Source organism: uncultured Ramlibacter sp., from assembly GCF_936925435.1.
Classification (GTDB): domain Bacteria; phylum Pseudomonadota; class Gammaproteobacteria; order Burkholderiales; family Burkholderiaceae_C; genus Ramlibacter.
Map to the genome: position 1 here is coordinate 251,188 of NZ_CAKZHQ010000002.1, position 20,933 is coordinate 272,120.

Here is a 20,933-nt window from a genome sequence, read left to right on the forward strand (position 1 = left end):
GCATCAATTGGGCCCGGCCGCGGCGCCGGTGGGCGTGGCCTTGGGGCCGCTGGCCTGGGGTTCCAGGATGTTGATGGGGTTCTTCTTCAGGGCTTCGTTCACTGCGTGCTGGGCCGGGTTCATGCAGTCGTCGGCCAGGCGCTGGCCCAGCTTCTGGCTCATGAGCATGGACTTGTTGCCCAGCTGCAGCCACATGGCGCCCTGCCGCGGGTCTTCCAGGCGGAAGGCACCGGTGCGGCTTTCCACCGGGTGCATCAGGAAGCGGCTGCGGCCGTGCTGCACGCGGAACATGCCGTCGCGGCGGCCCGGGGTGATGGTCACGGAGGCGCCGAGCTCGCAGGGGATGGTGCCGACATAAATCCGCTTGGCGACGGCCAAGTCGCCTTCACTGAGCTGGATGGTCGGATCGTCATCGATGGGCGTCACTTCTTCCACTGCCTTCTGGGCTGCGGGCGCGAGCTTCTCGCTCTTCCTGGGAACGGGCTTGGCAGCAGGCTTGGCTTCCGGCTTGGCCGGTGCGGCGGCCTGGGCCAGGACCAGGACCGGGGTTGCGGCGATCAGCAGGGTGGCGATCAGGGATTTCATACAGCAGATGTCTCCGTGGAATGGGGAAAAGTGGCGTCCTGGAACCAGGCCAGGGCCTCGCCGGGCAGGGCCCGGCCGGTGCGGTGCGCCCGCTCCAGCAATTGCCAGTAGTAGCGGTAGCTCGCCCTGTCTTGCAGCTTACCGTCGAAACTGATGGGCGCCCATTGCGCCTGCATCGCAGCTGCAAGGATTTGTGCCGCGCTGTCGATCTCCTGCGCCCCGGGCGCAAACGCCTCCAGGATGGGCCGGATCTGGTCGGGATGGATGCTCCACATCCGGGTGAAGCCCATTTCGCCTGCGGCCTTGCGGGCCGCTGCGCGAAAGGCCGTCGTGTCCTTGAATTCGGTGACGACACAGTGCGCCGGCACCTTGCCGTGGGCATGGCAGGCCGAGGCGATCTCCAGCTTGGCGCGCACCACCAGCGGGTGTGTGAACTGGCCCTGCACGCCCATGCCATGGGCCGGGATCGCGCCGCCGTGGGTCGAGACGAAATCCATCAGGCCAAAACTGAGCGACTGCAGCCTCGGGTGGGCGGCGATCTCGAAGGCCCGGTGCACGGCAGCGGGTGACTCGATCAAGGCGTGCACCGGCAGTTGCGAAGCGCCGGCGGCGTCCAGCGCCGCGCAGGCGCGCTCGATGTCCTGCGGCGACTCCACCTTGGGCAGCATCACGTGGCACAGCTTGCGGCCCGCCTTGCCGGCGATGGTGGCGATGTCCTGCTCGAAGGCCGGATGGTCGACCGGGTGCACGCGCACCGCGACGCGGGCCTTGTCGCCGGCCAGCAGGGCCAGCGCCACGACCAGGGCCGCATGGTCAGCCTCGCCGCCCACGGGGGCGCCGTCCTCGCAGTCGAGCGTCACGTCGAACACGCAGGCGCCGAACTCCTCGGTCATCTCGGCCTGCAGCTGCAGGCTCTTGCGCATCCTGGCCTCGACACCGCTGTAATGGTCGCAGACCGGCAGCATGCCGGAGCGCGCCTGGGCGCCGAGGAGGACGTCGCGCGGATGCATGCTGCGTGGTTTACAGCAGGTGGGCGACGCCGGCTTGCTCGTCGGTCAGTTCCTTGAGCGTCTTGTCAATGCGTTCCTGGCTGAAGGCGTCGATGTCCAGGCCCTTGACCACTTCGTATTTGCCGTCCTTGGTGGTGACGGGAAAGCCGAACATCACGTCCTTGGGGATGCCGTAGTCGCCGTTGGACGGGATGCCCATGGTGACCCACTTGCCGTTGGTGCCCAGGGCCCAGTCGCGCATGTGGTCGATGGCGGCGTTGGCGGCCGAAGCAGCCGAGGACAGGCCACGCGCCTCGATGATGGCGGCGCCGCGCTTGCCCACGGTGGGCAGGAAGGTGTCGGCGTTCCAGACCTGGTCGTTGATCAGGTCCTTGACGGCCTTGCCGCCAACAGTGGCGAAGCGGTAGTCAGCGTACATGGTGGGCGAGTGGTTGCCCCAGACGGTGAGCTTCTCGATGTCGCCGACGGCCGTGCCGGTCTTGGCCGCGACCTGCGACAGGGCGCGGTTGTGGTCCAGGCGCAGCATGGCGGTGAAGTTCTCGCGCGGCAGGCTGGGCGCGCTCTTCATGGCGATGTAGGCATTGGTGTTGGCCGGGTTGCCCACCACCAGCACCTTGACGTCGCGACTGGCCACCTGGTCCAGGGCCTTGCCCTGGGCGGTGAAGATGGCGCCGTTGACGGCCAGCAGCTCGGCGCGCTCCATGCCGGGGCCGCGCGGACGCGAGCCCACCAGCAGGGCGTAGTCCGCGTCCTTGAAGGCCACCAGCGGGTCGCCGGTGGGGATCACGCCGGCCAGCAGCGGGAAGGCGCAGTCGTCCAGCTCCATGATCACGCCCTTGAGAGCCTTCTGGGCTTTCTCGTCGGGGATTTCCAGCAGTTGCAGGATGACGGGCTGGTCCTTGCCCAGCATTTCACCGGAAGCGATGCGAAACAGCAGGGCGTAACCGATTTGGCCAGCGGCACCGGTGACGGCAACGCGAACGGGCTTTTTGCTCATGGGAAAATCTCCGAAAGAAGGTTGGCGAAGGGGTTGCGCGGCGGCCCTGTCGGCGGCTGCTTCAGCCCTGCTGGAAAGCCCTAGAGTTTACCCTCGAAGCGCCGCCAGCGTCAATTTGTCTTATGTCTTATATAAGATATGATTGACACAGTTTTATGGCCTCCTCCCCCGCCTTCCAGACCGACAACGGCAGCGCCGCCATGGACGCCGCCACGCCGGCCTTCAGCCCGCTGTACCAGCAGATCAAGGGGCTGATCCTGCAAAGCCTGCAGGGCGGCGAATGGAAGCCCGGCGAATCCATCCCCAGCGAGATGGACCTGGCAGCGCGCTTTCGCGTCAGCCAGGGCACGGTGCGCAAGGCGATCGACGAACTGGCCGCCGAGAACCTGCTGGTGCGGCGCCAGGGCAAGGGCACCTTCGTGGCCACCCACTCCGAGCAGCATGTGCAGTACCGCTTCCTCAAGCTGGTGCCCGACATCGGCGACCAGGGCAGCGAAGGGCCGGCCGAGCGCAGCGTGCTCGAATGCAAGCGCCTGCGCGCCAGCGCCGATGTGGCGCGGGCCCTGGCCCTGCGCAGCGGCGACGCCGTGGTCCAGGTGCGCCGCACCCTGGCTTTCGGCGGCATGCCCACCATCCTGGAAGACCTCTGGCTTCCCGGCAATGCTTTCAAGGGCCTGACGAGCGAGCAGATGGCCGGTTACCACGGCCCCACCTACGCGATGTTCGAAGTGGAGTTCGGCGTGCGCATGGTGCGCGCCGAGGAAAAGATCCGCGCCGTCGCCGCCGATGCAGCCCAGGCCACCCTGCTGCAGGTGGCGCAGGGCACACCCCTGCTCAGTGTGGAACGCGTGGCCTACACGTACAACGACGTCCCCATGGAACTACGCCGCGGCCTGTACCGCACGGACACCCATCACTACAGGAACGCACTGAGTTAGTCGGACAAAGCTGAAACCCCGGCGTCAGCTTGGTGCGTTGCAATAGAATTTTGGGTTGGTCACTTTTGACAAAATTACCAAGCGGTTACCAAACCGCCGAAAGCCTCACATGACCGAGCTCGCCAGGAAACGGCCTGAATTCCGCAATATCAACGCGCTGACCGACCTGCCCGGCTACCGCATGACGGCAGCCGCCTACGTCTCCATCCTGCACCGCATCAGCGGCGTGCTGATGTTCCTGCTGATGCCCTTCATCATCTGGATGTTCGACACCTCGGTGTCCTCCGAGATCTCGTTCGCGAAGTTCCGCGCCGCCTTCAACGTCGGCCTGTGGTTCGTCCCGGGCTGGTGCCTCAAGCTGGTGGCGCTGGCCCTGATCTGGGCCTTCCTGCACCATTTCATCGCCGGCCTGCGCCACCTCCTGATGGACGTGAGCCATGCCGCAGTGACCAAGTCCTTCGGCGCCAAGTCGGCCACCTTCACCCTGGTTGCCAGCGTGCTGCTGACGCTGGTGCTGGGCGCAAAACTGTTCGGCCTTTACTAAGGAGCTGCCATGTCTGTCAATTACGGCTCCAAGCGCATCGTCACCGGCGCCCACTACGGCTTGCGCGACTGGCTCAGCCAGCGCGTCACCGCCGGCCTGATGGCCCTGTTCGCCCTGATCGTGCTGGCCCAGGTCATCTTCAGCAGCGGCCCGATCGGCTACGACAAGTGGGCCGGCATCTTCGCCGCCCAGTGGATGAAGATCCTGACCTTCATCGTCATCGCCAGCCTGCTCTATCACGTCTGGGTCGGCATGCGCGATGTCTGGATGGATTACGTCAAACCCGTGTGGATGCGCCTCTTGCTTCAGGTCTTCACCATCGCTTGGCTGACCGGCTGTGCCGGCTGGGCCATTCAAGTTCTCTGGAGACTGTGAGCATGTCCTATACCAACGCCAACATTACCAAGCGCAAGTTCGACGTCGTCATCGTCGGCGCCGGCGGCTCCGGCATGCGCGCCTCACTGCAGCTGGCCCGCGCCGGCCTGAACGTGGCGGTGCTCAGCAAGGTCTTCCCGACCCGCTCGCACACCGTCGCCGCCCAGGGCGGCATCGGCGCCTCGCTGGGCAACATGTCCGAGGACAACTGGCACTACCACTTCTACGACACCATCAAGGGCTCGGACTGGCTGGGCGACCAGGACGCCATCGAGTTCATGTGCCGTGAAGCGCCCAAGGTCGTCTACGACCTGGAGCACATGGGCATGCCCTTCGACCGCAACCCGGACGGCACCATTTACCAGCGGCCCTTCGGCGGCCACACGGCCAACTACGGCGAAAAGCCCGTGCAGCGCGCCTGCGCCGCGGCCGACCGCACCGGCCACGCCATGCTGCACACCCTGTACCAGCAGAACGTCAAGGCCAAGACCAGCTTCTTCGTCGAGTGGATGGCACTGGACCTGGTGCGCGACGCCGAAGGAGACGTGGTCGGCGTCACGGCTCTGGAAATGGAGACCGGCGACCTGCACATCCTGGAAGCCAAGACCGTGCTGCTGGCCACCGGCGGCGCCGGCCGCATCTTCGCGGCATCGACCAATGCCTTCATCAACACCGGCGACGGCCTGGGCATGGCGGCGCGTGCCGGCATCCCGCTGGAAGACATGGAGTTCTGGCAGTTCCACCCCACCGGCGTGGCCGGCGCCGGCGTGCTGCTGACCGAAGGCTGTCGCGGCGAAGGCGCAATCTTGTTGAACAGCAACGGCGAGCGCTTCATGGAGCGCTATGCCCCGACCTTGAAGGATCTGGCGCCGCGCGACTTCGTCTCGCGCTGCATGGACCAGGAAATCAAGGAAGGCCGCGGCTGCGGTCCCAACAAGGACTACATCCTGCTCAAGTTGGACCACCTGGGTGCCGAAACCATCCACAAGCGCCTGCCCTCGGTCTACGAGATCGGCGTGAACTTCGCCAACGTCGACATCACGCGCGAACCGATTCCGGTCGTGCCCACCATCCACTACCAGATGGGCGGCATCCCGACCAACATCAACGGCCAGGTTGTGACCCAGGAAAACGTGAACGGCAATGTGGTCCACAACCAGGTTGTCAACGGCCTGTACGCTGTGGGCGAGTGCTCCTGCGTCAGCGTGCACGGCGCCAACCGCCTGGGCACCAACTCGCTGCTGGACCTGCTGGTGTTCGGCCGCGCCGCCGGCAACCACATCGTCGAATTCAACGACAAGAACAAGAACCACAAGCCGCTGCCGGCCAACGCCGCCGAGCAGACCCTGGAGCGCCTGAACCGCCTGGAAACCGCCACGGGAGGCGAGTACGCCCAGGACGTGGCCAACGACATCCGCGCCTCCATGCAAAAGCACGCCGGCGTGTTCCGCACCCAGGCCATGCTGGACCAGGGCGTGACCCAGATCGCCGCCCTGCGCTCGCGCGTGGCCGACCTGGCCCTGAAGGACAAGTCGCGCATCTTCAACACCGCCCGCATCGAGGCGCTGGAAGTCGAGAACCTGATCGAGTGCGCCCAGGCCACCATCGTCTCGGCCGCCGCCCGCAAGGAATGCCGCGGCGCCCACACGGTCAACGACTACGAGCGCCCGGCCGACGACCCGGTCACCCCGCTGGGCCGCAACGACGCTGAATGGATGAAGCACACGCTGTGGCACAGCAAGAGCAACAGCCTGACCTACAAGCCGGTGCAGCTCAAGCCGCTGACGGTGGAATCGGTGCCGCCCAAGGTCCGCACGTTCTGAGCCTCCAAGAAAATCCGGAAAGCCCCACATGACCAAACGCACCTTCCAGATCTACCGCTACGACCCGGACAAGGACGCCAAGCCCTACATGCAGACCATCGAGATCGAACTCGACGGCCATGAGCGCATGCTGCTGGACGCCCTGGGCAAGCTCAAGGCGCAGGACCCGACCCTGTCGTTCCGCCGCTCCTGCCGCGAAGGCGTGTGCGGCTCGGACGCGATGAACATCAACGGCAAGAATGGCCTGGCCTGCCTGACCAACATGCTCACGCTCAAGGGCACGATCGTCCTCAAGCCTCTGCCCGGCCTGCCGGTGATCCGCGACCTGATCGTGGACATGACCGACTTCTTCAAGCAGTACCACTCGATCAAGCCTTATCTGGTCAACGACAACATCCCGCCGGACAAGGAGCGCTTGCAATCGCCCGAGGAGCGCGAGGAGCTCGACGGGCTGTACGAGTGCATCCTGTGCGCCAGCTGCTCGACCAGCTGCCCCAGCTTCTGGTGGAACCCCGACAAGTTCGTCGGCCCGGCCGGTCTGCTGCAGGCCTACCGCTTCCTGGCCGACAGCCGCGACGAGGCCACGGCCGAGCGCCTGGACAACCTGGAAGACCCGTACCGCCTGTTCCGCTGCCACACCATCATGAATTGCGTCGACGTCTGCCCCAAGGGCTTGAACCCGACGATGGCGATTGGCAAGATCAAGGAACTGATGGTGCGCCGCACCGTCTGAGACCGACAATGGCCGACGAACTGCTGGGCGAACGGGCCCTTTCCAAGCTCAAGTGGCGCTGCCGCCGCGGGCTGCTGGAGAACGACCTGTTCATCGAGCGCTTCTTCGCCACCCACGAGGCGGGCCTGACGGTCCGCCAGGCCGACGGCCTGAACGAATTGATGGACCTGGCTGACAATGACCTGCTGGACCTGCTGCTGCGGCGCACGGAGCCGGCCGATGGCAGCCACACGAGTGAAGCAAGACAAGTGCTGGAGATGCTGCGCACCAGGGCAGCGCCGGCAGTGGGCCAAGAAACCGTAGGAAAACCGAAATGAAACTCGCCGACAACAAAGCCACCCTGTCGTTCAGCAACGGCAGCCCCAATGTCGAATTGCCCGTCTACAAGGGCACGATCGGCCCGGACGTCATCGACATCCGCAAGCTGTATGCGCAGACCGGCATGTTCACCTACGACCCGGGCTTCCTGTCCACGGCTTCCTGCCAGTCCGCCATCACCTACATCGACGGCGACAAGGGCGAGCTGCTGTACCGCGGCTACCCGATCGAGCAGTTGGCCACGCAGTGCGACTTCATGGAAACCTGCCACCTGCTGCTGTACGGCGAACTGCCCGATGACACCAAGAAAAAAGACTTCACCGCCCGCGTGACCAACCACACCATGGTCAACGAGCAGATGCAGTTCTTCCTGCGCGGTTTCCGCCGCGACGCGCATCCGATGGCCATCATGACCGGCCTGGTCGGCGCCCTGTCGGCCTTCTACCATGACAGCACCGACATCACGAATCCTGAGCATCGCGATATCTCGGCCATCCGCCTGATCGCCAAGTTGCCCACGCTGGTGGCCATGGCCTACAAGTACACCGTCGGCCAGCCCTACATGTACCCCAAGAACGAGCTGAGCTACGCCGGCAACTTCCTGCACATGATGTTCGCCACGCCCTGCGAGGAATACAAGGTCAACCCGGTGCTCGAACGCGCGCTGGACCGCATCTTCATCCTGCACGCCGACCACGAGCAGAACGCCTCGACCTCCACCGTGCGCCTGTGCGGCTCCTCGGGCACCAACCCCTTTGCCGCCATCGCGGCCGGCGTGGCCTGCCTGTGGGGCCCGGCCCACGGCGGCGCCAACGAGGCGGCGCTCAACATGCTGGGCGACATCCAGAAGAACGGCGGCATCGAGAAGATCGGCGACTTCATCAAGCAGGTCAAGGACAAGAACTCCGGCGTCAAGCTGATGGGTTTCGGCCACCGCGTCTACAAGAACTACGACCCGCGCGCCAAGCTGATGCAGGAAACCTGCAAGGAAGTGCTGGGCGAGCTGGGCCTGGAAAACGACCCGCTGTTCAAGCTGGCCATGGCCCTGGAAAAGATCGCCCTGGAAGATGAATACTTCGTCTCGCGTAAGCTCTACCCGAACGTGGACTTCTACTCGGGCATCGTGCAGCGCGCCATCGGCATTCCGGTGCCGCTGTTCACCGCCGTCTTCGCCCTGGCCCGCACCGTTGGCTGGATCGCCCAGCTCAACGAAATGATCGGCGACCCGGAGTACAAGATCGGCCGCCCGCGCCAGCTGTTCGACGGCTCGGCGCGCCGCGACGTGCAGCCCATCGGCCAACGCTGATCCGCTGCCCCGGCCTGAAAAAGCCCGCTTCGGCGGGCTTTTCCCGTTGGCCGGCCCGATCGGCAAGGTGGTCATCGCGGTTTGCGATGACAAGCCGGCCCTTTAGAAGGGAGAATAGAAAATCCATCGCTGTTGGCGATGGCCAGACACCATGAAGCCCTCCGAACGCAACTTTGCCCGCCGCATCGACCTGACCTCGCTTCAGCTGTTCGTCGCCGTTTGCGAGCTGGGCTCCATCGGCAAGGCGGCCGAGCGCGAGTTCATCGCCGCCTCGGCGGTGAGCAAGCGCCTGTCGGACCTGGAAGCCACACTGGGCACGCCACTGCTGTACCGCCACACCCGCGGCGTCGACCTGACGCCGGCCGGCGAGAGCCTGCTGCACCACGCGCGCTCGGTGCTGTTCAGCCTGGACAAGATGCAGGGCGAACTCTCGGAATACGCCGACGGCGTGCGCGGCCACGTGCGCATCCACGCCAGCATCTCGGCCATCGTGCAGTTCCTGCCCGAGGACCTGGGCCGCTTCGCCCAGGAGCACGGCGAGATCAAGATCGACCTGGAAGAACACCTGTCCACCGAGGTGCTGCGGGCGGTGCAGGAAGGCGCGGCCGACCTGGGCATCTGCAACACCGGCGTGAAAAGTAGAGCCCCCACGGGCTTCGCCCTGCCCCCCGAGGGGGCTGGGTCACCTAGGGGCGGCCCGTCGGTGACCCGCAGCGACGAGCTGCAGACCCTGCCCTACCGCGAGGACGAACTGGTGCTGATCGTGCCGCGCGGCCATGCGCTGGCGCAGCGCGAGGCCATCGCCTTCGAGGACAGCCTGGACTTCGACCACGTGGGCCTGCACGCCAACAGTTCGATCTACCTGGCCATGCAGGGCGCGGCCGCGGCCACCGGCCGCACCATCCGCCTGCGCATCCACGTCACCGGCCTGGACGCCATGTGCCGGATGATCCACAACGGTCTGGGCGTGGGCGTGATGCCGCGCCGGGCCTTCAACCTCATGCACGGCGTCGGCGCCCTCGACTGCGTGGCCTTGACCGATGCCTGGGCGCAGCGCCGCATCGAGCTGGTCGCGCGCGACTTTTCCACCCTGCCGGTGACGGCCCGCCTGCTGGTCGAGCACCTGCGCGCCAGCGCGCGCACGCCCCAGGCCGCCGCCACATCCACCTAAAATCACCTTCAGCCAACGGAAGTCAAGCCATGGGACGCACCCTTTACGACAAGATCTGGGACGAGCATGTCGTCCACACCGAGGAGGACGGCACGGCCATCCTCTACATCGACCGCCACCTGGTCCATGAAGTGACCAGCCCGCAGGCCTTCGAAGGCCTGCGCCAGGCCGGCCGCAAGGTCTGGCGCGTCAGCTCCATCGTCGCCACCGCCGACCACAACACGCCCACCACCCACTGGGAGCAGGGCTACGACGGCATCAGCGATCCGATCAGCAAGGAACAGATCACCACGCTGGACAGCAACATCGCCGAGTTCGGCGCGGCGGCCTACTTCCCCTTCCTGAGCAAGCGCCAGGGCATCGTCCACGTCATGGGGCCGGAACAGGGCGCAACCTTGCCGGGCATGACCGTGGTCTGCGGCGATTCGCACACCTCCACCCACGGCGCCTTCGGCGCGCTGGCCCACGGCATCGGCACCAGCGAGGTCGAGCACGTGATGGCGACCCAGACCCTGCTGGCCAAGAAGGCGAAGAACCTGCGGGTCTTGGTCGAGGGCAAGGTGGCGCCCGGCGTCACCGCCAAGGACATCGTGCTGGCCATCATCGGCCGCATCGGCACGGCCGGCGGCACCGGCTACACCATCGAGTTCGCCGGCTCGGCCATCCGCTCGCTGTCCATGGAAGGCCGCATGACCGTCTGCAACATGGCCATCGAGGCCGGCGCGCGTGCCGGCCTGGTGGCGGTGGACGACAAGACCATCGCCTACGTCAAGGGCCGGCCGCTGGCGCCCACGGGCCTGGAGTGGGACCTGGCCGTGGCCTACTGGAAGACCCTGCAGTCCGATGCCGATGCGAAGTTCGACGCCGTGGTCGAGCTCGACGCGATCCAGATCATCCCGCAGGTCACCTGGGGCACCTCGCCCGAGATGGTGCTGGGCGTGGACGCCCGTGTGCCCGACCCCGACAAGGAGAAGGACGCCAGCAAGCGCGGCGCCATCGAGCGCGCCCTGACCTACATGGGCCTGCAGCCGGGCAAGAAGATCGACGACATCCATGTCGACAAGGTCTTCATCGGCTCGTGCACCAACAGCCGCATCGAGGACATGCGCGAGGCCGCCGCCATGGTCAAGCGCCTGGGCCGCAAGGTCGCTAGCAACGTCAAGCTGGCCATGGTGGTGCCCGGCTCCGGCCTGGTCAAGGACCAGGCCGAGCGCGAAGGCCTGCACGAGATCTTCAAGGCCGCCGGCTTCGAGTGGCGCGAACCTGGCTGCTCCATGTGCCTGGCCATGAACGCCGACCGGCTGGAGCCGGGCGAGCGCTGCGCCTCCACCAGCAACCGCAATTTCGAGGGCCGCCAGGGTGCCGGCGGCCGCACCCATCTGGTGAGCCCCGCCATGGCCGCCGCAGCGGCCGTCCATGGCCATTTCGTCGACGTCCGCCAATTCGCCTGAAGGAGCCAAAGCCCATGAACAAGACCCTCGCCACCCTGCTCGCCCTGTCCTTCGTCGCCGCCCTGGCCGGCTGCAACACGATTGCCGGCGCAGGCAAGGACATCCAGAAGGCCGGCAACGCCATCGAAAACTCCACGAAGAAGTAAATGCAGCAGTTCACCGTACACAAAGGCCTGGTGGCCCCGATGGACCGCGAGAACGTGGACACGGATGCCATCATTCCCAAGCAGTTCCTCAAGTCGATCCGCAAGACCGGCTTCGGCCAGAACCTGTTCGACGAATGGCGCTACCTGGACCACGGCGAGCCCGGCCAGGACCCGGCCAGCCGCAAGCCCAACCCGGACTTCGTGCTGAACCAGCCGCGCTACCAGGGCGCCTCAGTCCTGCTGGCGCGCAAGAATTTCGGCTGCGGCTCGTCGCGCGAGCACGCTCCCTGGGCGCTGGACCAGTACGGCTTCCGGGCCATCATCGCGCCCAGCTACGCCGACATCTTCTTCAACAACTGCTTCAAGAACGGCCTGCTGCCCATCGCGCTGTCCGAGCTGCAGGTCGGACAGCTGTTCGACGAGGCCCTGGCCTTCCCTGGCTACCAGCTGACCGTCGACCTGGAGCGCCAGGTCATCGTCAAGCCCGACGGCGCCGAACTGGCCTTCGACGTCCAGCCCTTTCGCAAGTACTGCCTGCTCAACGGCTTCGACGACATCGGCCTGACGCTGCGCCAGAAGGACAAGATCCAGGCCTTCGAGGCCCAGCGCCTGGCGCAAAAGCCCTGGCTCGCCCACAGCCTGGTGCGCTGACCCGCCTTTAAGCATTCAACCAGGCCCGAGCCCCCGTGAAATGGACTCGGCCCGCTATCAAAACAAGAGCAACATGAAAATCGCAATCCTTCCCGGCGACGGCATCGGCACCGAGATCGTGGCCGAAGCGGTCAAGGTCCTGAATGTGCTGGACCTGCAATTCGAAACCGAGACCGCCCTGGTCGGCGGCGCCGCCTACGAGGCCCACGGCCACCCCCTGCCCGAGGGCACGCTCAAGCTGGCCAAGGAAGCCGACGCCATCCTGTTCGGCGCCGTCGGCGACTGGAAGTACGACAAGCTGGACCGGCCCCTGCGCCCCGAGCAGGCCATCCTGGGCCTGCGCAAGGCGCTGGGCCTGTTCGCCAATTTCCGCCCGGCCATCTGCTACGAGGAGCTGGTCAACGCTTCCAGCCTCAAGCCCGAGCTGGTCTCCGGCCTGGACATCCTGATCATCCGCGAGCTGACCGGCGACATCTACTTCGGCCAGCCGCGCGGCCGCCGCGTCTCGCCGGACGGCCATTTCCCCGGCGCCGAAGAAGCCTTCGACACCATGCGCTACACCCGGCCGGAGATCGAGCGCATCGGCCATGTCGCCTTCCAGGCCGCACGCAAGCGCAGCAAGCGCGTGACCAGCGTCGACAAGGCCAATGTGCTGGAAACCTTCCAGCTGTGGAAAGACGTGATGACCGAGGTCGGCAAGGAGTACCCGGACGTCGCCCTTGACCACATGTATGTGGACAACGCCGCCATGCAGCTGGTGAAGGCGCCCAAGAAGTTCGACGTGGTGGTGACCGGCAACATGTTCGGCGACATCCTGTCGGACGCCGCCGCCATGCTGACCGGTTCGATCGGCATGCTGCCCTCGGCCAGCCTGAACGCCGGCAACCAGGGCCTGTACGAGCCCAGCCACGGCAGCGCGCCGGACATCGCCGGCAAGGGCGTGGCCAATCCTTTGGCTACAATATTGTCTGCCGCCATGATGCTCCGCTTCTCACTCAACCAGCCCCAGGCCGCCGACCGGATCGAGTCGGCCGTCAAGTCCGTGCTGGCTTCGGGTTTGCGTACGCCGGACATCTGGTCGGAAGGCACGCAGAAGGTCGGCACACGCGAGATGGGCGACGCCGTCGTGGCCGCGATTACCAAGAAGACCACCAAGAGCTAACAGCTCCGGTTCGTCGCGCCCTCCCCGGCCAGACGAGCCGGGGACACCAGATCAACATTCTGAAAGGCGCTGACATGACACTCTCGAACGGACAACAACCGCTGGTCGGCCTGGTCGGCTGGCGCGGCATGGTCGGCTCGGTCCTGATGGACCGCATGCAGGCCGAAGGCGACTTCGGCCTGATCGAGCCGGTCTTCTTCTCCACTTCCAACGCCGGCGGCAAGGCCCCGGCCATGGCCAAGAACGAAACCGCCCTCAAGGACGCTTTCGACATCGATGCCCTGAAGAAGTGCGACATCGTCATCACCGCCCAGGGCGGCGACTACACGAGCGAGATCTTTCCCAAGCTGCGCGCCGCCGGCTGGAACGGCCACTGGATCGACGCCGCGTCCACCCTGCGCATGCAGGATGACGCCGTCATCATCCTGGATCCGGTCAACATGCCGGTCATCAAGAACGCCCTGGTCAAGGGCGGCAAGAACTGGGTCGGCGGCAACTGCACCGTCAGCTGCATGTTGATGGGCGTGGGCGCTCTCTACAAGGCCGGCCTGGTCGAGTGGATGTCCAGCATGACCTACCAGGCGGCCTCGGGCGGCGGCGCCCAGCACATGCGCGAACTGCTGACCCAGTTCGGCACGCTCAACGGCGAAGTGCGCGCCCTGCTGGACGACCCCAAGTCGGCCATCCTGGAGATCGACCGCAAGGTGCTGGCCCGCCAGCAGTCGCTGGCCGGCGACGAGATCGCCAACTTCGGCGTGCCGCTGGGCGGCTCGCTGATTCCCTGGATCGACAAGGACCTGGGCGACGGCATGAGCAAGGAAGAGTGGAAGGCCGGGGCCGAGACCAACAAGATCCTGGGCCAGGGCCCGGGCTTTGACGTGCCGGCGATTCCGGTCGACGGTTTTTGCGTGCGCATCGGCGCCATGCGTTGCCACAGCCAGGCCCTGACCTTCAAGCTCAAGAAGAACGTGCCCTTGGCCGACATCGAGCAGCTCATCGCCAACGACAACGCCTGGGTCAAGTTCGTGCCCAACACCAAGGAAGCCACGCTGCGCGACCTGACCCCGGTGGCCGTCACCGGCACGCTGGGCATTCCGGTGGGCCGGGTGCGCAAGCTGGCCATGGGTCCGGAGTATCTGGGCGCCTTCACGATTGGCGACCAGCTGCTGTGGGGCGCGGCCGAGCCGCTGCGCCGCATGCTTCGCATCCTGCTCGACGCCTGAACGACATCCGGCTGCACTTCGAAACTGCCTGTAGCTTCAAGTTACAGGTAGTTGTCATGCGACAACGCGCCGCAGATGTAAAAACCTGCCTTCGACGCCCCTCAGAAGTTAAAAGCTGTCTCAGCTTGTCAGCCTAAAACATTGATGCTATTGTCCTTTTAGCCAATTCAGTCTCGAGGCGCCGATTCGCATGATGAGAAAAAAACTGCCTGCAGACCGAGCAGTGGGGACTCCAAAACCAATGAAAAAACCGCAGTTGGGGATGACCGCGCTGGCCGTAGCGGCCGCTGTCGTCCTGGGAGTTGCCACGTCGGATGCGCACGCCCTCGCCCTGGGTCGCCTGACCGTCCAGTCCGCGTTGGGAGAGCCCCTGCGTGCGGACATCGACATCCCCGAAATCAACGCCGAAGAAGCCGCCAGCCTGCGGGTCGCGCCGGCCACGCCCGAGGCATTCCGTGCCGCCGGGCTGGAGTTCAGCCCGACCATTGCCAATCTCCAGGTCACGCTGCAGCGCCGCACCGATGGCCGCTACTTCCTGCGTCTGACCAGCGACCGGCCCGTCAATGACCCCTTTGTCGACCTGATCCTGGAGACCAGTTGGTCGTCCGGCCGCATCGTCCGCGACTACACCCTGCTGTTCGACCCGCCCAATCTGCGCCAACCGGCACAGCCGCCCGTCGCCGCCCAGGTGTCCCCCTTGCCGGTGCCAGGCGCAGCCGCCCGACCTTCCGCCGCAGCTGCCGCAGCAGCACCTGTCGCTCGCGCGCCCGCAGCGCCTCGCCCGGCCCCCGCCACCCCAGCACCCCGTGCCGCGCCGGCAACAGCCGCCGCCGGCGATGGCCAGCGCGTGACCGTGCAAGCCGGCGACACCGCCGGCAAGATCGCCGCCACCCACAAGCCCGCCACGGTGTCGCTCGACCAGATGCTGCTGGCCCTGCTGCGCAGCAATCCCGACGCTTTCATCGGCGGCAATGTCAATCGCCTGAAGGCCGGCGCCGTGCTGGACCTGCCCACGGCGGACCAAGCGGGCGCCACCGGCGCCAACGAAGCCAGCCAGACCATCGTCGCGCAAAGCCGCGACTTCAATGAATTCCGCCGCCGCCTGGCCGAGGGCCTGCCCACTGCCAAGGTCGACAGCTCCAGCCGCCAGGCTTCGGGCAAGGTCCAGACCCAGGTCGAAGACCGCAAGAGCGCCGCCGCAACGCCGGACAAGCTGACCTTGTCCAAGGGCGCCACCCAGGCCCAGGCCACCGACAAGATCGCGCAGGACCGCGCCGCACAGGAATCCGCGGCCCGCGTTGCCGAACTGAACAAGAACATCGCCGACCTCAACAAGCTCGGCACTGCCACCAGCACCACCTCGGCCCTGCCGGCGGCCAGCGCAGCCAAGCCGGCTCTGGCTGTGCCGGTGGCAGCCGCGCCCGCCAGCGCGGCCCCTGCTGCGCCCGTGGTTGCGGCGCCAGCCTCTGCCCCTGCGGCCGCCGTGCCTGTTGCGCCGGCTGCGGTTGTCGCCGCATCGGCCCCTGCTGCGCTTGCTCCCGCCTCCGCCACAGCGGAGCCTGCTTCCGCGCCTGTTGCCGCCGCCGTCACAGCCAGCGCGCCCGCGCCTGCCGCAGCGGCCAGCGCAGCACGCAAGCTGCCGCCGCCCGCCCCGGTGGCGGAACCCAGCCTGGTCGATGACCTGCTGGAAAATCCCATCGTTCCGGCCGCAGCCGGTGGCTTGCTGGCCCTGCTGCTGGGCTTTGGTTTCTACCGCGCGCGCCAACGCAAGAAATCCAACCAGGTCGACAGTTCCTTCCTGGAAAGCCGCCTGCAGCCCGACTCCTTCTTCGGCGCCAGCGGCGGCCAGCGCATCGACACCGCCGAGGGCGCCAGCGTCACCGGCTCGTCCATGGTCTATTCGCCCAGCCAGCTGGACGCGGCCGGCGATGTGGACCCGGTGGCCGAAGCCGACGTCTACCTGGCCTATGGCCGCGACCTGCAGGCCGAGGAAATCCTCAAGGAAGCCCTGCGCACCAGCCCGCAGCGTGTCGCCATCCATGGCAAGCTGCTGGAGATCTATTCCAAGCGGCGCGATGCCAAGGCCTTCGAGCAGGTGGCGACCGAGGCCTACAGCCTGACCCGCGGTGAAGGCCCCGAGTGGGAGCACATCTGCGAGATGGGCCAGGAACTCGATTCGACCAATCCCCTGTACCGCCCCGGCGGCCAGCCTTCCGAAGGCGGCCCTACCGCTGCGGAAGCTGCAGCGGCAGTCGCAGCAGCCTCCATGGCCACCCAGCGGATCGAGGTGGTGGCGCCTGCGCCGAGCGCCGCAGACCTGGACCTGGACCTGGATTTCTCGCTGGGCGACGACGAACCCGTGCAGCCGCCGACCATGCCGGCCGGCTTCAGCAGCGCGCCCGCGCCGCTGCCCGAGCCCACCGTGTCGTTCAACGCATCGCCAGCTCCGCAGGCGCCGTCCATGGACATGGACTTTGACAGCGCCACCGTCAACCTGGATGCACCCGGCCTGACCCTGTCGGAAGACAGCCTGAACTTCGACACCCTGCACACACCCTCGCTGCCGAACATCGGCGCAGCGGTGTCCACGCCGGCCCCCACGGCCGCGCCGGCAGCGGCAGCCGACAGCGGCATGATCGAGTTCGACATGGGCGCCCTGTCGCTGGACCTGGATGCACCCGCACCGGCACCGGCCGCTGCGCTGGGCGGCGACACCGAAGGCTCGCAGCTGACCACGGCAGGCGCCGCGCTGGAACCGGCTGGCGCCGACGACACCAGCGGTGACCCGCTGGCCACCAAGCTGGCCCTGGCTGAGGAATTCAACGCCATCGGCGACCCCGACGGGGCGCGCAGCCTGGCCGAAGAGGTGTTGGCCGAGGCCTCGGGCGAGCTCAAGAGCCGCGCCCAGCGCTTCCTGGCGGAGATCGGCTGATCTCCCGCCTCCTGGGCCGCCGATGAGGCTGGCGCTCGGCATCAGCTACAACGGACAGGCCTATGCAGGCTGGCAAAGCCAGCTTGCAGGCAACACCGTGCAGGACAAGCTGGAATTGGCCCTTGGCCAGTTCACCACCCAGGCCGTCTCCACCGTTTGCGCCGGCCGCACCGACGCCGGCGTGCATGGCCTGATGCAGGTCGTTCATTTCGACACGCCGCTGGAGCGCGAGGAGTTCTCCTGGATCCGCGGCACCAACCGCTTCCTGCCGCCCGACATCGCGGTGCAATGGGCACGGCCTGTGCCCGACAGCTTCCATGCGCGCGGCAGTGCCGTGGCGCGCCGCTATGCCTACGTGCTGCTGGAGTCACCGGTGCGGCCTGCGGTCGAGGCCGGCCGGGTCGGCTGGGTCTTCCGCCCACTGGACGGCGACGCGATGCGCGCCAGCGCCCAGGCCTTGCTGGGCGAGCACGACTTCACCTCGTTTCGCGCCTCCAGCTGCCAGTCCCACACGCCGGTCAAGACCATCAACAGCATCGCCATCACGCGGCGCGGTCCCTACTGGCGCTTCGAGTTCGAGGCCAACGCCTTCCTGCACCACATGATCCGCAACGTCATGGGCTGCCTGCTGGTGGTCGGCCAGGGTCAGCAGCCGCCGCAATGGATGGCGCAGGTGCTGCTGGCGCGCGACCGCGACGCCGCCGCGCCGACCTTCTCGCCCGATGGGCTGTACTTCCTGGGGCCGGTCTATGACGCCCGCTGGGGCCTGCCCGAGCGCAGCCCTGCGTATGATTGGCTGCCCTGAAGGCCAGCATGCACCAACGAACCCGCATCAAGATCTGCGGCCTGACCCGCGAGCAGGACGTGGACGCCGCCGTAGAGGCCGGTGCCGACGCGGTCGGCTTCGTCATGTACGGCGCCAGCCCGCGCTTCGTCAGCCTGCAGCGCGCTGCCCAGCTGGCGCGGCGGCTGCCCGCTTTCGTCACGCCGGTGCTGCTCTTCGTCAATGCCGATGCTACTGAAATCGTAGCGGCATGCGACCAATTGGCGGGGGCTACAGTGCAATTTCATGGCGATGAGACGCCTGCGCAGTGCCTGGCGGCCACGGCAGGCGGCGCGCGTCCATTCCTGCGCGCGGCGCGCATCCCGCTGGACGAGGCCACTCCCTTCGACTTGCTAAAATTCGCTTCCGACTACTCTGCAGCCCAGGCCATCCTGCTCGACGCCCACGTCGACGGCTATGGCGGCGGCGGGAAAGCATTCAATTGGTCACGTCTTCCTCCAAGCGTCAGCTCTCACCTCGTTTTGTCTGGTGGACTCACGCCTGCAAACGTGACCGATGGCATCTTGCAAGTGCGGCCGCGCTGCAAATCGCTGGCCGTTGATGTGAGCTCCGGCGTCGAGTCCTCCAAGGGAATCAAGGACGCCGGCAAGATCAATCTGTTTGTCGCCGCCGTGCGCGCGGCCGACAGGCAACTTGCGGAAACCAACCATGTCCCCTTACCAGCAACCTGATGCCACGGGCCATTTCGGCGCCTATGGCGGCAGCTTCGTCAGCGAGACGCTGACCCACGCGATCAACGAACTGCGCGCGGCCTACGCGAAGTACCAGAACGACCCCGAATTCCTGGCCGAATTCCACTACGAGCTGGCGCACTTCGTCGGCCGGCCCTCGCCCATCTACCATGCCGCGCGCACCAGCCGCGAGATGGGTGGCGCGCAGATTTACCTCAAGCGCGAGGACCTCAATCACACCGGCGCCCACAAGATCAACAACGTGATCGGCCAGGCCATGCTGGCGCGGCGCATGGGCAAGCCGCGCGTCATCGCCGAAACCGGCGCCGGCCAGCACGGCGTGGCCACGGCCACCATCTGCGCGCGCTACGGCCTGGAATGCGTGGTCTACATGGGCAGCGAGGACGTCAAGCGCCAGAGCCCCAACGTCTACCGCATGAACCTGCTGGGCGCGACCGTGGTGCCGGTGGAGTCGGGCAGCAAGACGCTCAAGGACGCGCTCAACGAGGCCATGCGCGACTGGGTCACCAACGTCGAGAACACCTTCTACATCATCGGCACCGTGGCCGGCCCGCACCCCTACCCGATGATGGTGCGCGACTTCCAGAGCGTGATCGGCAAAGAGTGCCTGCAGCAGATGCCGCAGATGAGCGGTGGCCAGCCCGACGCCGTGGTCGCCTGCGTGGGCGGCGGCAGCAACGCCATGGGCATCTTCCATCCCTACATCCCGTACGACCAGACGCGCCTGATCGGCGTGGAAGCAGCCGGTGAGGGCCTGGACAGCGGCAAGCACTCGGCCTCGCTGCAGCGCGGGTCATCTGGCGTGCTGCACGGCAACCGCACCTACATCCTGCAGGACGAGAACGGCCAGATCACGGAAACACACAGCGTCAGCGCCGGCCTGGACTATCCCGGCGTCGGCCCCGAACACGCCTGGCTCAAGGACATCGGCCGCGCCGAATATGTGGGCATCACCGACAAGGAGGCGCTCGAGGCCTTCCACTACCTGTGCCGCACCGAAGGCATCATCCCGGCGCTGGAATCCAGCCATGCCGTGGCCTATGCCATGAAACTGGCCAAGACCATGAAGCCCGAGCAGACCATCCTGGTCAACCTCTCGGGCCGCGGCGACAAGGACATCGGCACCGTGGCCGACCTGGCCGGCGTGGATTTTTACGACCGGCCGTCAATGCGCGGGCTGAACGTGAAGGGAGGCAAGCAATGAGCCGCATCGCCGCCACCTTCGCTGCGCTCAAGGCAAACAAGCGCAAGGCTCTCATCCCCTATGTGACCGCCGGCTTCCCCTACGCCGACGTCACGCCCGACCTCATGCACGCCATGGTGCAAGCCGGCGCCGATGTCATCGAGCTGGGCGTGCCCTTTTCCGACCCCATGGCCGATGGCCCGGTGATCCAGAAGGCCGGCGAAAAAGCCCTGGCCCTGGGCATCGGCACGACCCAGGTTCTGGCCATGGTGCGCAGCTTTCGCGAGACCGACGGCAAGACGCCGGTGGTCCTCATGGGCTACGCCAACCCGGTCGAACGCTACGACCAGAAGCACGGCGCCGACGCGTTCATCCGCGACGCCGCAGCCGCGGGCGTGGACGGCATCCTGGTGGTCGACTACCCGCCCGAGGAATGCGAGGACTTCGCCGCCAAGCTCAAGGCCGCCGGCCTGGACCTGATCTTCCTGCTGGCGCCCACCAGCACCGATGAGCGCATGCAGCAGGTCGCCCGCGTGGCCAGCGGCTATGTCTACTACGTCTCGCTCAAGGGCGTGACCGGGGCCGGCCACCTGGACACCGACGCCGTGGAGCAAATGCTGCCGCGGATCCGCGCCCACGTGCGCGTCCCGGTAGGCGTGGGTTTTGGCATCCGCGACGCAGCCACGGCCCAGGCCGTGGGCAAGGTGGCCGATGCCGTGGTGATCGGCACCAGGATCATCCAGCTGATCGAGGCCCAGCCGCGCGGGCGGGTGGCCACTGCGGCAGCCGAGTTCCTGCGCGGCATCCGTGCCGCGCTGGACGCATAAAATGGTGGACCGCCAAGGAGAG

General features: G+C 66.6%; 21 protein-coding genes. 18 read left to right on the forward strand and 3 right to left on the reverse strand.

The window, feature by feature from the left end:
* Positions 1-3: 3 nt before the first annotated feature.
* From Q0632_RS01355 to Q0632_RS01365, 3 genes are read right to left on the reverse strand one after another with little or no spacing between them, the layout of a single operon-like run.
* A complete protein-coding gene (locus tag Q0632_RS01355) occupies positions 4-585 on the reverse strand; it encodes a hypothetical protein (protein ID WP_298923552.1) in 582 nt (193 codons plus the stop codon).
* Positions 582-1,595: an aldolase/citrate lyase family protein gene (locus Q0632_RS01360; protein WP_298923554.1), complete on the reverse strand. Its 1,014-nt coding sequence runs from the start codon at positions 1,593-1,595 to the stop codon at positions 582-584. Before Q0632_RS01360 ends, Q0632_RS01355 begins: the two co-directional genes overlap by 4 nt.
* A gap of 10 nt (positions 1,596-1,605) precedes the next feature.
* Positions 1,606-2,592, reverse strand: a complete 987-nt coding sequence (locus Q0632_RS01365; RefSeq protein WP_298923556.1) for a malate dehydrogenase — start codon at positions 2,590-2,592, stop codon at positions 1,606-1,608.
* 155 nt (positions 2,593-2,747) lie between these two features.
* On the opposite strand from Q0632_RS01365, the gene Q0632_RS01370 reads away from it, so the two are divergent.
* The 18 genes from Q0632_RS01370 to trpA all read left to right on the forward strand — a co-directional run bounded on the left by Q0632_RS01370 (position 2,748) and on the right by trpA (position 20,911).
* Entirely contained in the window at positions 2,748-3,530 is a 783-nt protein-coding gene (locus Q0632_RS01370; protein WP_298923558.1) for a GntR family transcriptional regulator, read from the forward strand.
* Between the two features lie 109 nt (positions 3,531-3,639).
* The gene (sdhC, locus tag Q0632_RS01375; protein WP_298923559.1) at positions 3,640-4,074 is read left to right on the forward strand and encodes a succinate dehydrogenase, cytochrome b556 subunit; all 435 of its coding nucleotides are present in this window, start codon (positions 3,640-3,642) and stop codon (positions 4,072-4,074) included.
* 9 nt (positions 4,075-4,083) lie between these two features.
* Positions 4,084-4,449 carry a succinate dehydrogenase, hydrophobic membrane anchor protein gene (gene sdhD / locus Q0632_RS01380; protein WP_298923560.1) on the forward strand — a complete coding sequence of 122 codons (366 nt, stop codon included), beginning with the start codon at positions 4,084-4,086 and terminating at the stop codon, positions 4,447-4,449.
* A gap of 2 nt (positions 4,450-4,451) precedes the next feature.
* Entirely contained in the window at positions 4,452-6,272 is a 1,821-nt protein-coding gene (gene sdhA / locus Q0632_RS01385; protein ID WP_298923561.1) for a succinate dehydrogenase flavoprotein subunit, read from the forward strand.
* A gap of 28 nt (positions 6,273-6,300) precedes the next feature.
* Positions 6,301-7,005 carry a succinate dehydrogenase iron-sulfur subunit gene (locus Q0632_RS01390; RefSeq protein WP_298923562.1) on the forward strand — a complete coding sequence of 235 codons (705 nt, stop codon included), beginning with the start codon at positions 6,301-6,303 and terminating at the stop codon, positions 7,003-7,005.
* Between the two features lie 8 nt (positions 7,006-7,013).
* Positions 7,014-7,322, forward strand: a complete 309-nt coding sequence (locus Q0632_RS01395; protein ID WP_298923563.1) for a succinate dehydrogenase assembly factor 2 — start codon at positions 7,014-7,016, stop codon at positions 7,320-7,322.
* Positions 7,319-8,629, forward strand: a complete 1,311-nt coding sequence (gene gltA / locus Q0632_RS01400; RefSeq protein WP_298923564.1) for a citrate synthase — start codon at positions 7,319-7,321, stop codon at positions 8,627-8,629. The genes Q0632_RS01395 and gltA overlap by 4 nt, the downstream gene beginning before the upstream one ends.
* A 151-nt stretch (positions 8,630-8,780) precedes the next feature.
* Entirely contained in the window at positions 8,781-9,800 is a 1,020-nt protein-coding gene (locus tag Q0632_RS01405; protein WP_298923565.1) for a LysR substrate-binding domain-containing protein, read from the forward strand.
* A 29-nt stretch (positions 9,801-9,829) separates the two neighbouring features.
* Positions 9,830-11,251, forward strand: coding sequence for a 3-isopropylmalate dehydratase large subunit (gene leuC / locus Q0632_RS01410; RefSeq protein ID WP_298923566.1), 1,422 nt, complete (start codon positions 9,830-9,832; stop codon positions 11,249-11,251).
* A 14-nt stretch (positions 11,252-11,265) separates the two neighbouring features.
* Complete coding sequence (locus tag Q0632_RS01415; RefSeq protein WP_298923567.1) at positions 11,266-11,397, forward strand: entericidin A/B family lipoprotein; 132 nt, start codon at positions 11,266-11,268, stop codon at positions 11,395-11,397.
* Positions 11,398-12,048, forward strand: a complete 651-nt coding sequence (leuD, locus tag Q0632_RS01420) for a 3-isopropylmalate dehydratase small subunit (protein ID WP_298923568.1) — start codon at positions 11,398-11,400, stop codon at positions 12,046-12,048.
* A 73-nt stretch (positions 12,049-12,121) separates the two neighbouring features.
* Entirely contained in the window at positions 12,122-13,210 is a 1,089-nt protein-coding gene (gene leuB, locus Q0632_RS01425) for a 3-isopropylmalate dehydrogenase (RefSeq protein WP_298923569.1), read from the forward strand.
* A 74-nt stretch (positions 13,211-13,284) separates the two neighbouring features.
* On the forward strand, positions 13,285-14,433 hold the full coding sequence (gene asd, locus Q0632_RS01430; protein WP_298923570.1) for an aspartate-semialdehyde dehydrogenase: 1,149 nt from the start codon (positions 13,285-13,287) through the stop codon (positions 14,431-14,433).
* A gap of 241 nt (positions 14,434-14,674) precedes the next feature.
* Positions 14,675-17,365: a FimV/HubP family polar landmark protein gene (locus Q0632_RS01435; RefSeq protein ID WP_298923571.1), complete on the forward strand. Its 2,691-nt coding sequence runs from the start codon at positions 14,675-14,677 to the stop codon at positions 17,363-17,365.
* A 22-nt stretch (positions 17,366-17,387) separates the two neighbouring features.
* Complete coding sequence (gene truA, locus Q0632_RS01440) at positions 17,388-18,170, forward strand: tRNA pseudouridine(38-40) synthase TruA (protein WP_298923572.1); 783 nt, start codon at positions 17,388-17,390, stop codon at positions 18,168-18,170.
* Positions 18,171-18,178: 8 nt separating this feature from the next.
* Complete coding sequence (locus tag Q0632_RS01445) at positions 18,179-18,880, forward strand: phosphoribosylanthranilate isomerase (RefSeq protein ID WP_298923885.1); 702 nt, start codon at positions 18,179-18,181, stop codon at positions 18,878-18,880.
* Positions 18,858-20,105, forward strand: coding sequence for a tryptophan synthase subunit beta (gene trpB / locus Q0632_RS01450; RefSeq protein ID WP_298923574.1), 1,248 nt, complete (start codon positions 18,858-18,860; stop codon positions 20,103-20,105). Before Q0632_RS01445 ends, trpB begins: the two co-directional genes overlap by 23 nt.
* Positions 20,102-20,911 carry a tryptophan synthase subunit alpha gene (gene trpA, locus Q0632_RS01455; RefSeq protein ID WP_298923576.1) on the forward strand — a complete coding sequence of 270 codons (810 nt, stop codon included), beginning with the start codon at positions 20,102-20,104 and terminating at the stop codon, positions 20,909-20,911. Before trpB ends, trpA begins: the two co-directional genes overlap by 4 nt.
* Positions 20,912-20,933 lie beyond the last annotated feature (22 nt).

What these genes read in the sequence shown, in the direction of transcription:
- sdhC (WP_298923559.1), top strand. Translation starts at nt 3,640, where the DNA reads ATGACCGAGCTCGCCAGGAAACGGCCTGAATTCCGCAATATCAACGCG.
- leuD (WP_298923568.1), top strand. Translation starts at nt 11,398, where the DNA reads ATGCAGCAGTTCACCGTACACAAAGGCCTGGTGGCCCCGATGGACCGC.
- Q0632_RS01415 (WP_298923567.1), top strand. Translation starts at nt 11,266, where the DNA reads ATGAACAAGACCCTCGCCACCCTGCTCGCCCTGTCCTTCGTCGCCGCC.
- Q0632_RS01395 (WP_298923563.1), top strand. Translation starts at nt 7,014, where the DNA reads ATGGCCGACGAACTGCTGGGCGAACGGGCCCTTTCCAAGCTCAAGTGG.
- trpA (WP_298923576.1), top strand. Translation starts at nt 20,102, where the DNA reads ATGAGCCGCATCGCCGCCACCTTCGCTGCGCTCAAGGCAAACAAGCGC.
- trpB (WP_298923574.1), top strand. Translation starts at nt 18,858, where the DNA reads ATGTCCCCTTACCAGCAACCTGATGCCACGGGCCATTTCGGCGCCTAT.
- Q0632_RS01370 (WP_298923558.1), top strand. Translation starts at nt 2,748, where the DNA reads ATGGCCTCCTCCCCCGCCTTCCAGACCGACAACGGCAGCGCCGCCATG.
- gltA (WP_298923564.1), top strand. Translation starts at nt 7,319, where the DNA reads ATGAAACTCGCCGACAACAAAGCCACCCTGTCGTTCAGCAACGGCAGC.
- Q0632_RS01405 (WP_298923565.1), top strand. Translation starts at nt 8,781, where the DNA reads ATGAAGCCCTCCGAACGCAACTTTGCCCGCCGCATCGACCTGACCTCG.
- Q0632_RS01355 (WP_298923552.1), bottom strand. Translation starts at nt 585, where the DNA reads ATGAAATCCCTGATCGCCACCCTGCTGATCGCCGCAACCCCGGTCCTG.
- Q0632_RS01365 (WP_298923556.1), bottom strand. Translation starts at nt 2,592, where the DNA reads ATGAGCAAAAAGCCCGTTCGCGTTGCCGTCACCGGTGCCGCTGGCCAA.
- Q0632_RS01445 (WP_298923885.1), top strand. Translation starts at nt 18,179, where the DNA reads ATGCACCAACGAACCCGCATCAAGATCTGCGGCCTGACCCGCGAGCAG.
- leuB (WP_298923569.1), top strand. Translation starts at nt 12,122, where the DNA reads ATGAAAATCGCAATCCTTCCCGGCGACGGCATCGGCACCGAGATCGTG.
- asd (WP_298923570.1), top strand. Translation starts at nt 13,285, where the DNA reads ATGACACTCTCGAACGGACAACAACCGCTGGTCGGCCTGGTCGGCTGG.
- truA (WP_298923572.1), top strand. Translation starts at nt 17,388, where the DNA reads ATGAGGCTGGCGCTCGGCATCAGCTACAACGGACAGGCCTATGCAGGC.
- leuC (WP_298923566.1), top strand. Translation starts at nt 9,830, where the DNA reads ATGGGACGCACCCTTTACGACAAGATCTGGGACGAGCATGTCGTCCAC.
- sdhA (WP_298923561.1), top strand. Translation starts at nt 4,452, where the DNA reads ATGTCCTATACCAACGCCAACATTACCAAGCGCAAGTTCGACGTCGTC.
- sdhD (WP_298923560.1), top strand. Translation starts at nt 4,084, where the DNA reads ATGTCTGTCAATTACGGCTCCAAGCGCATCGTCACCGGCGCCCACTAC.
- Q0632_RS01435 (WP_298923571.1), top strand. Translation starts at nt 14,675, where the DNA reads ATGAAAAAACCGCAGTTGGGGATGACCGCGCTGGCCGTAGCGGCCGCT.
- Q0632_RS01360 (WP_298923554.1), bottom strand. Translation starts at nt 1,595, where the DNA reads ATGCATCCGCGCGACGTCCTCCTCGGCGCCCAGGCGCGCTCCGGCATG.
- Q0632_RS01390 (WP_298923562.1), top strand. Translation starts at nt 6,301, where the DNA reads ATGACCAAACGCACCTTCCAGATCTACCGCTACGACCCGGACAAGGAC.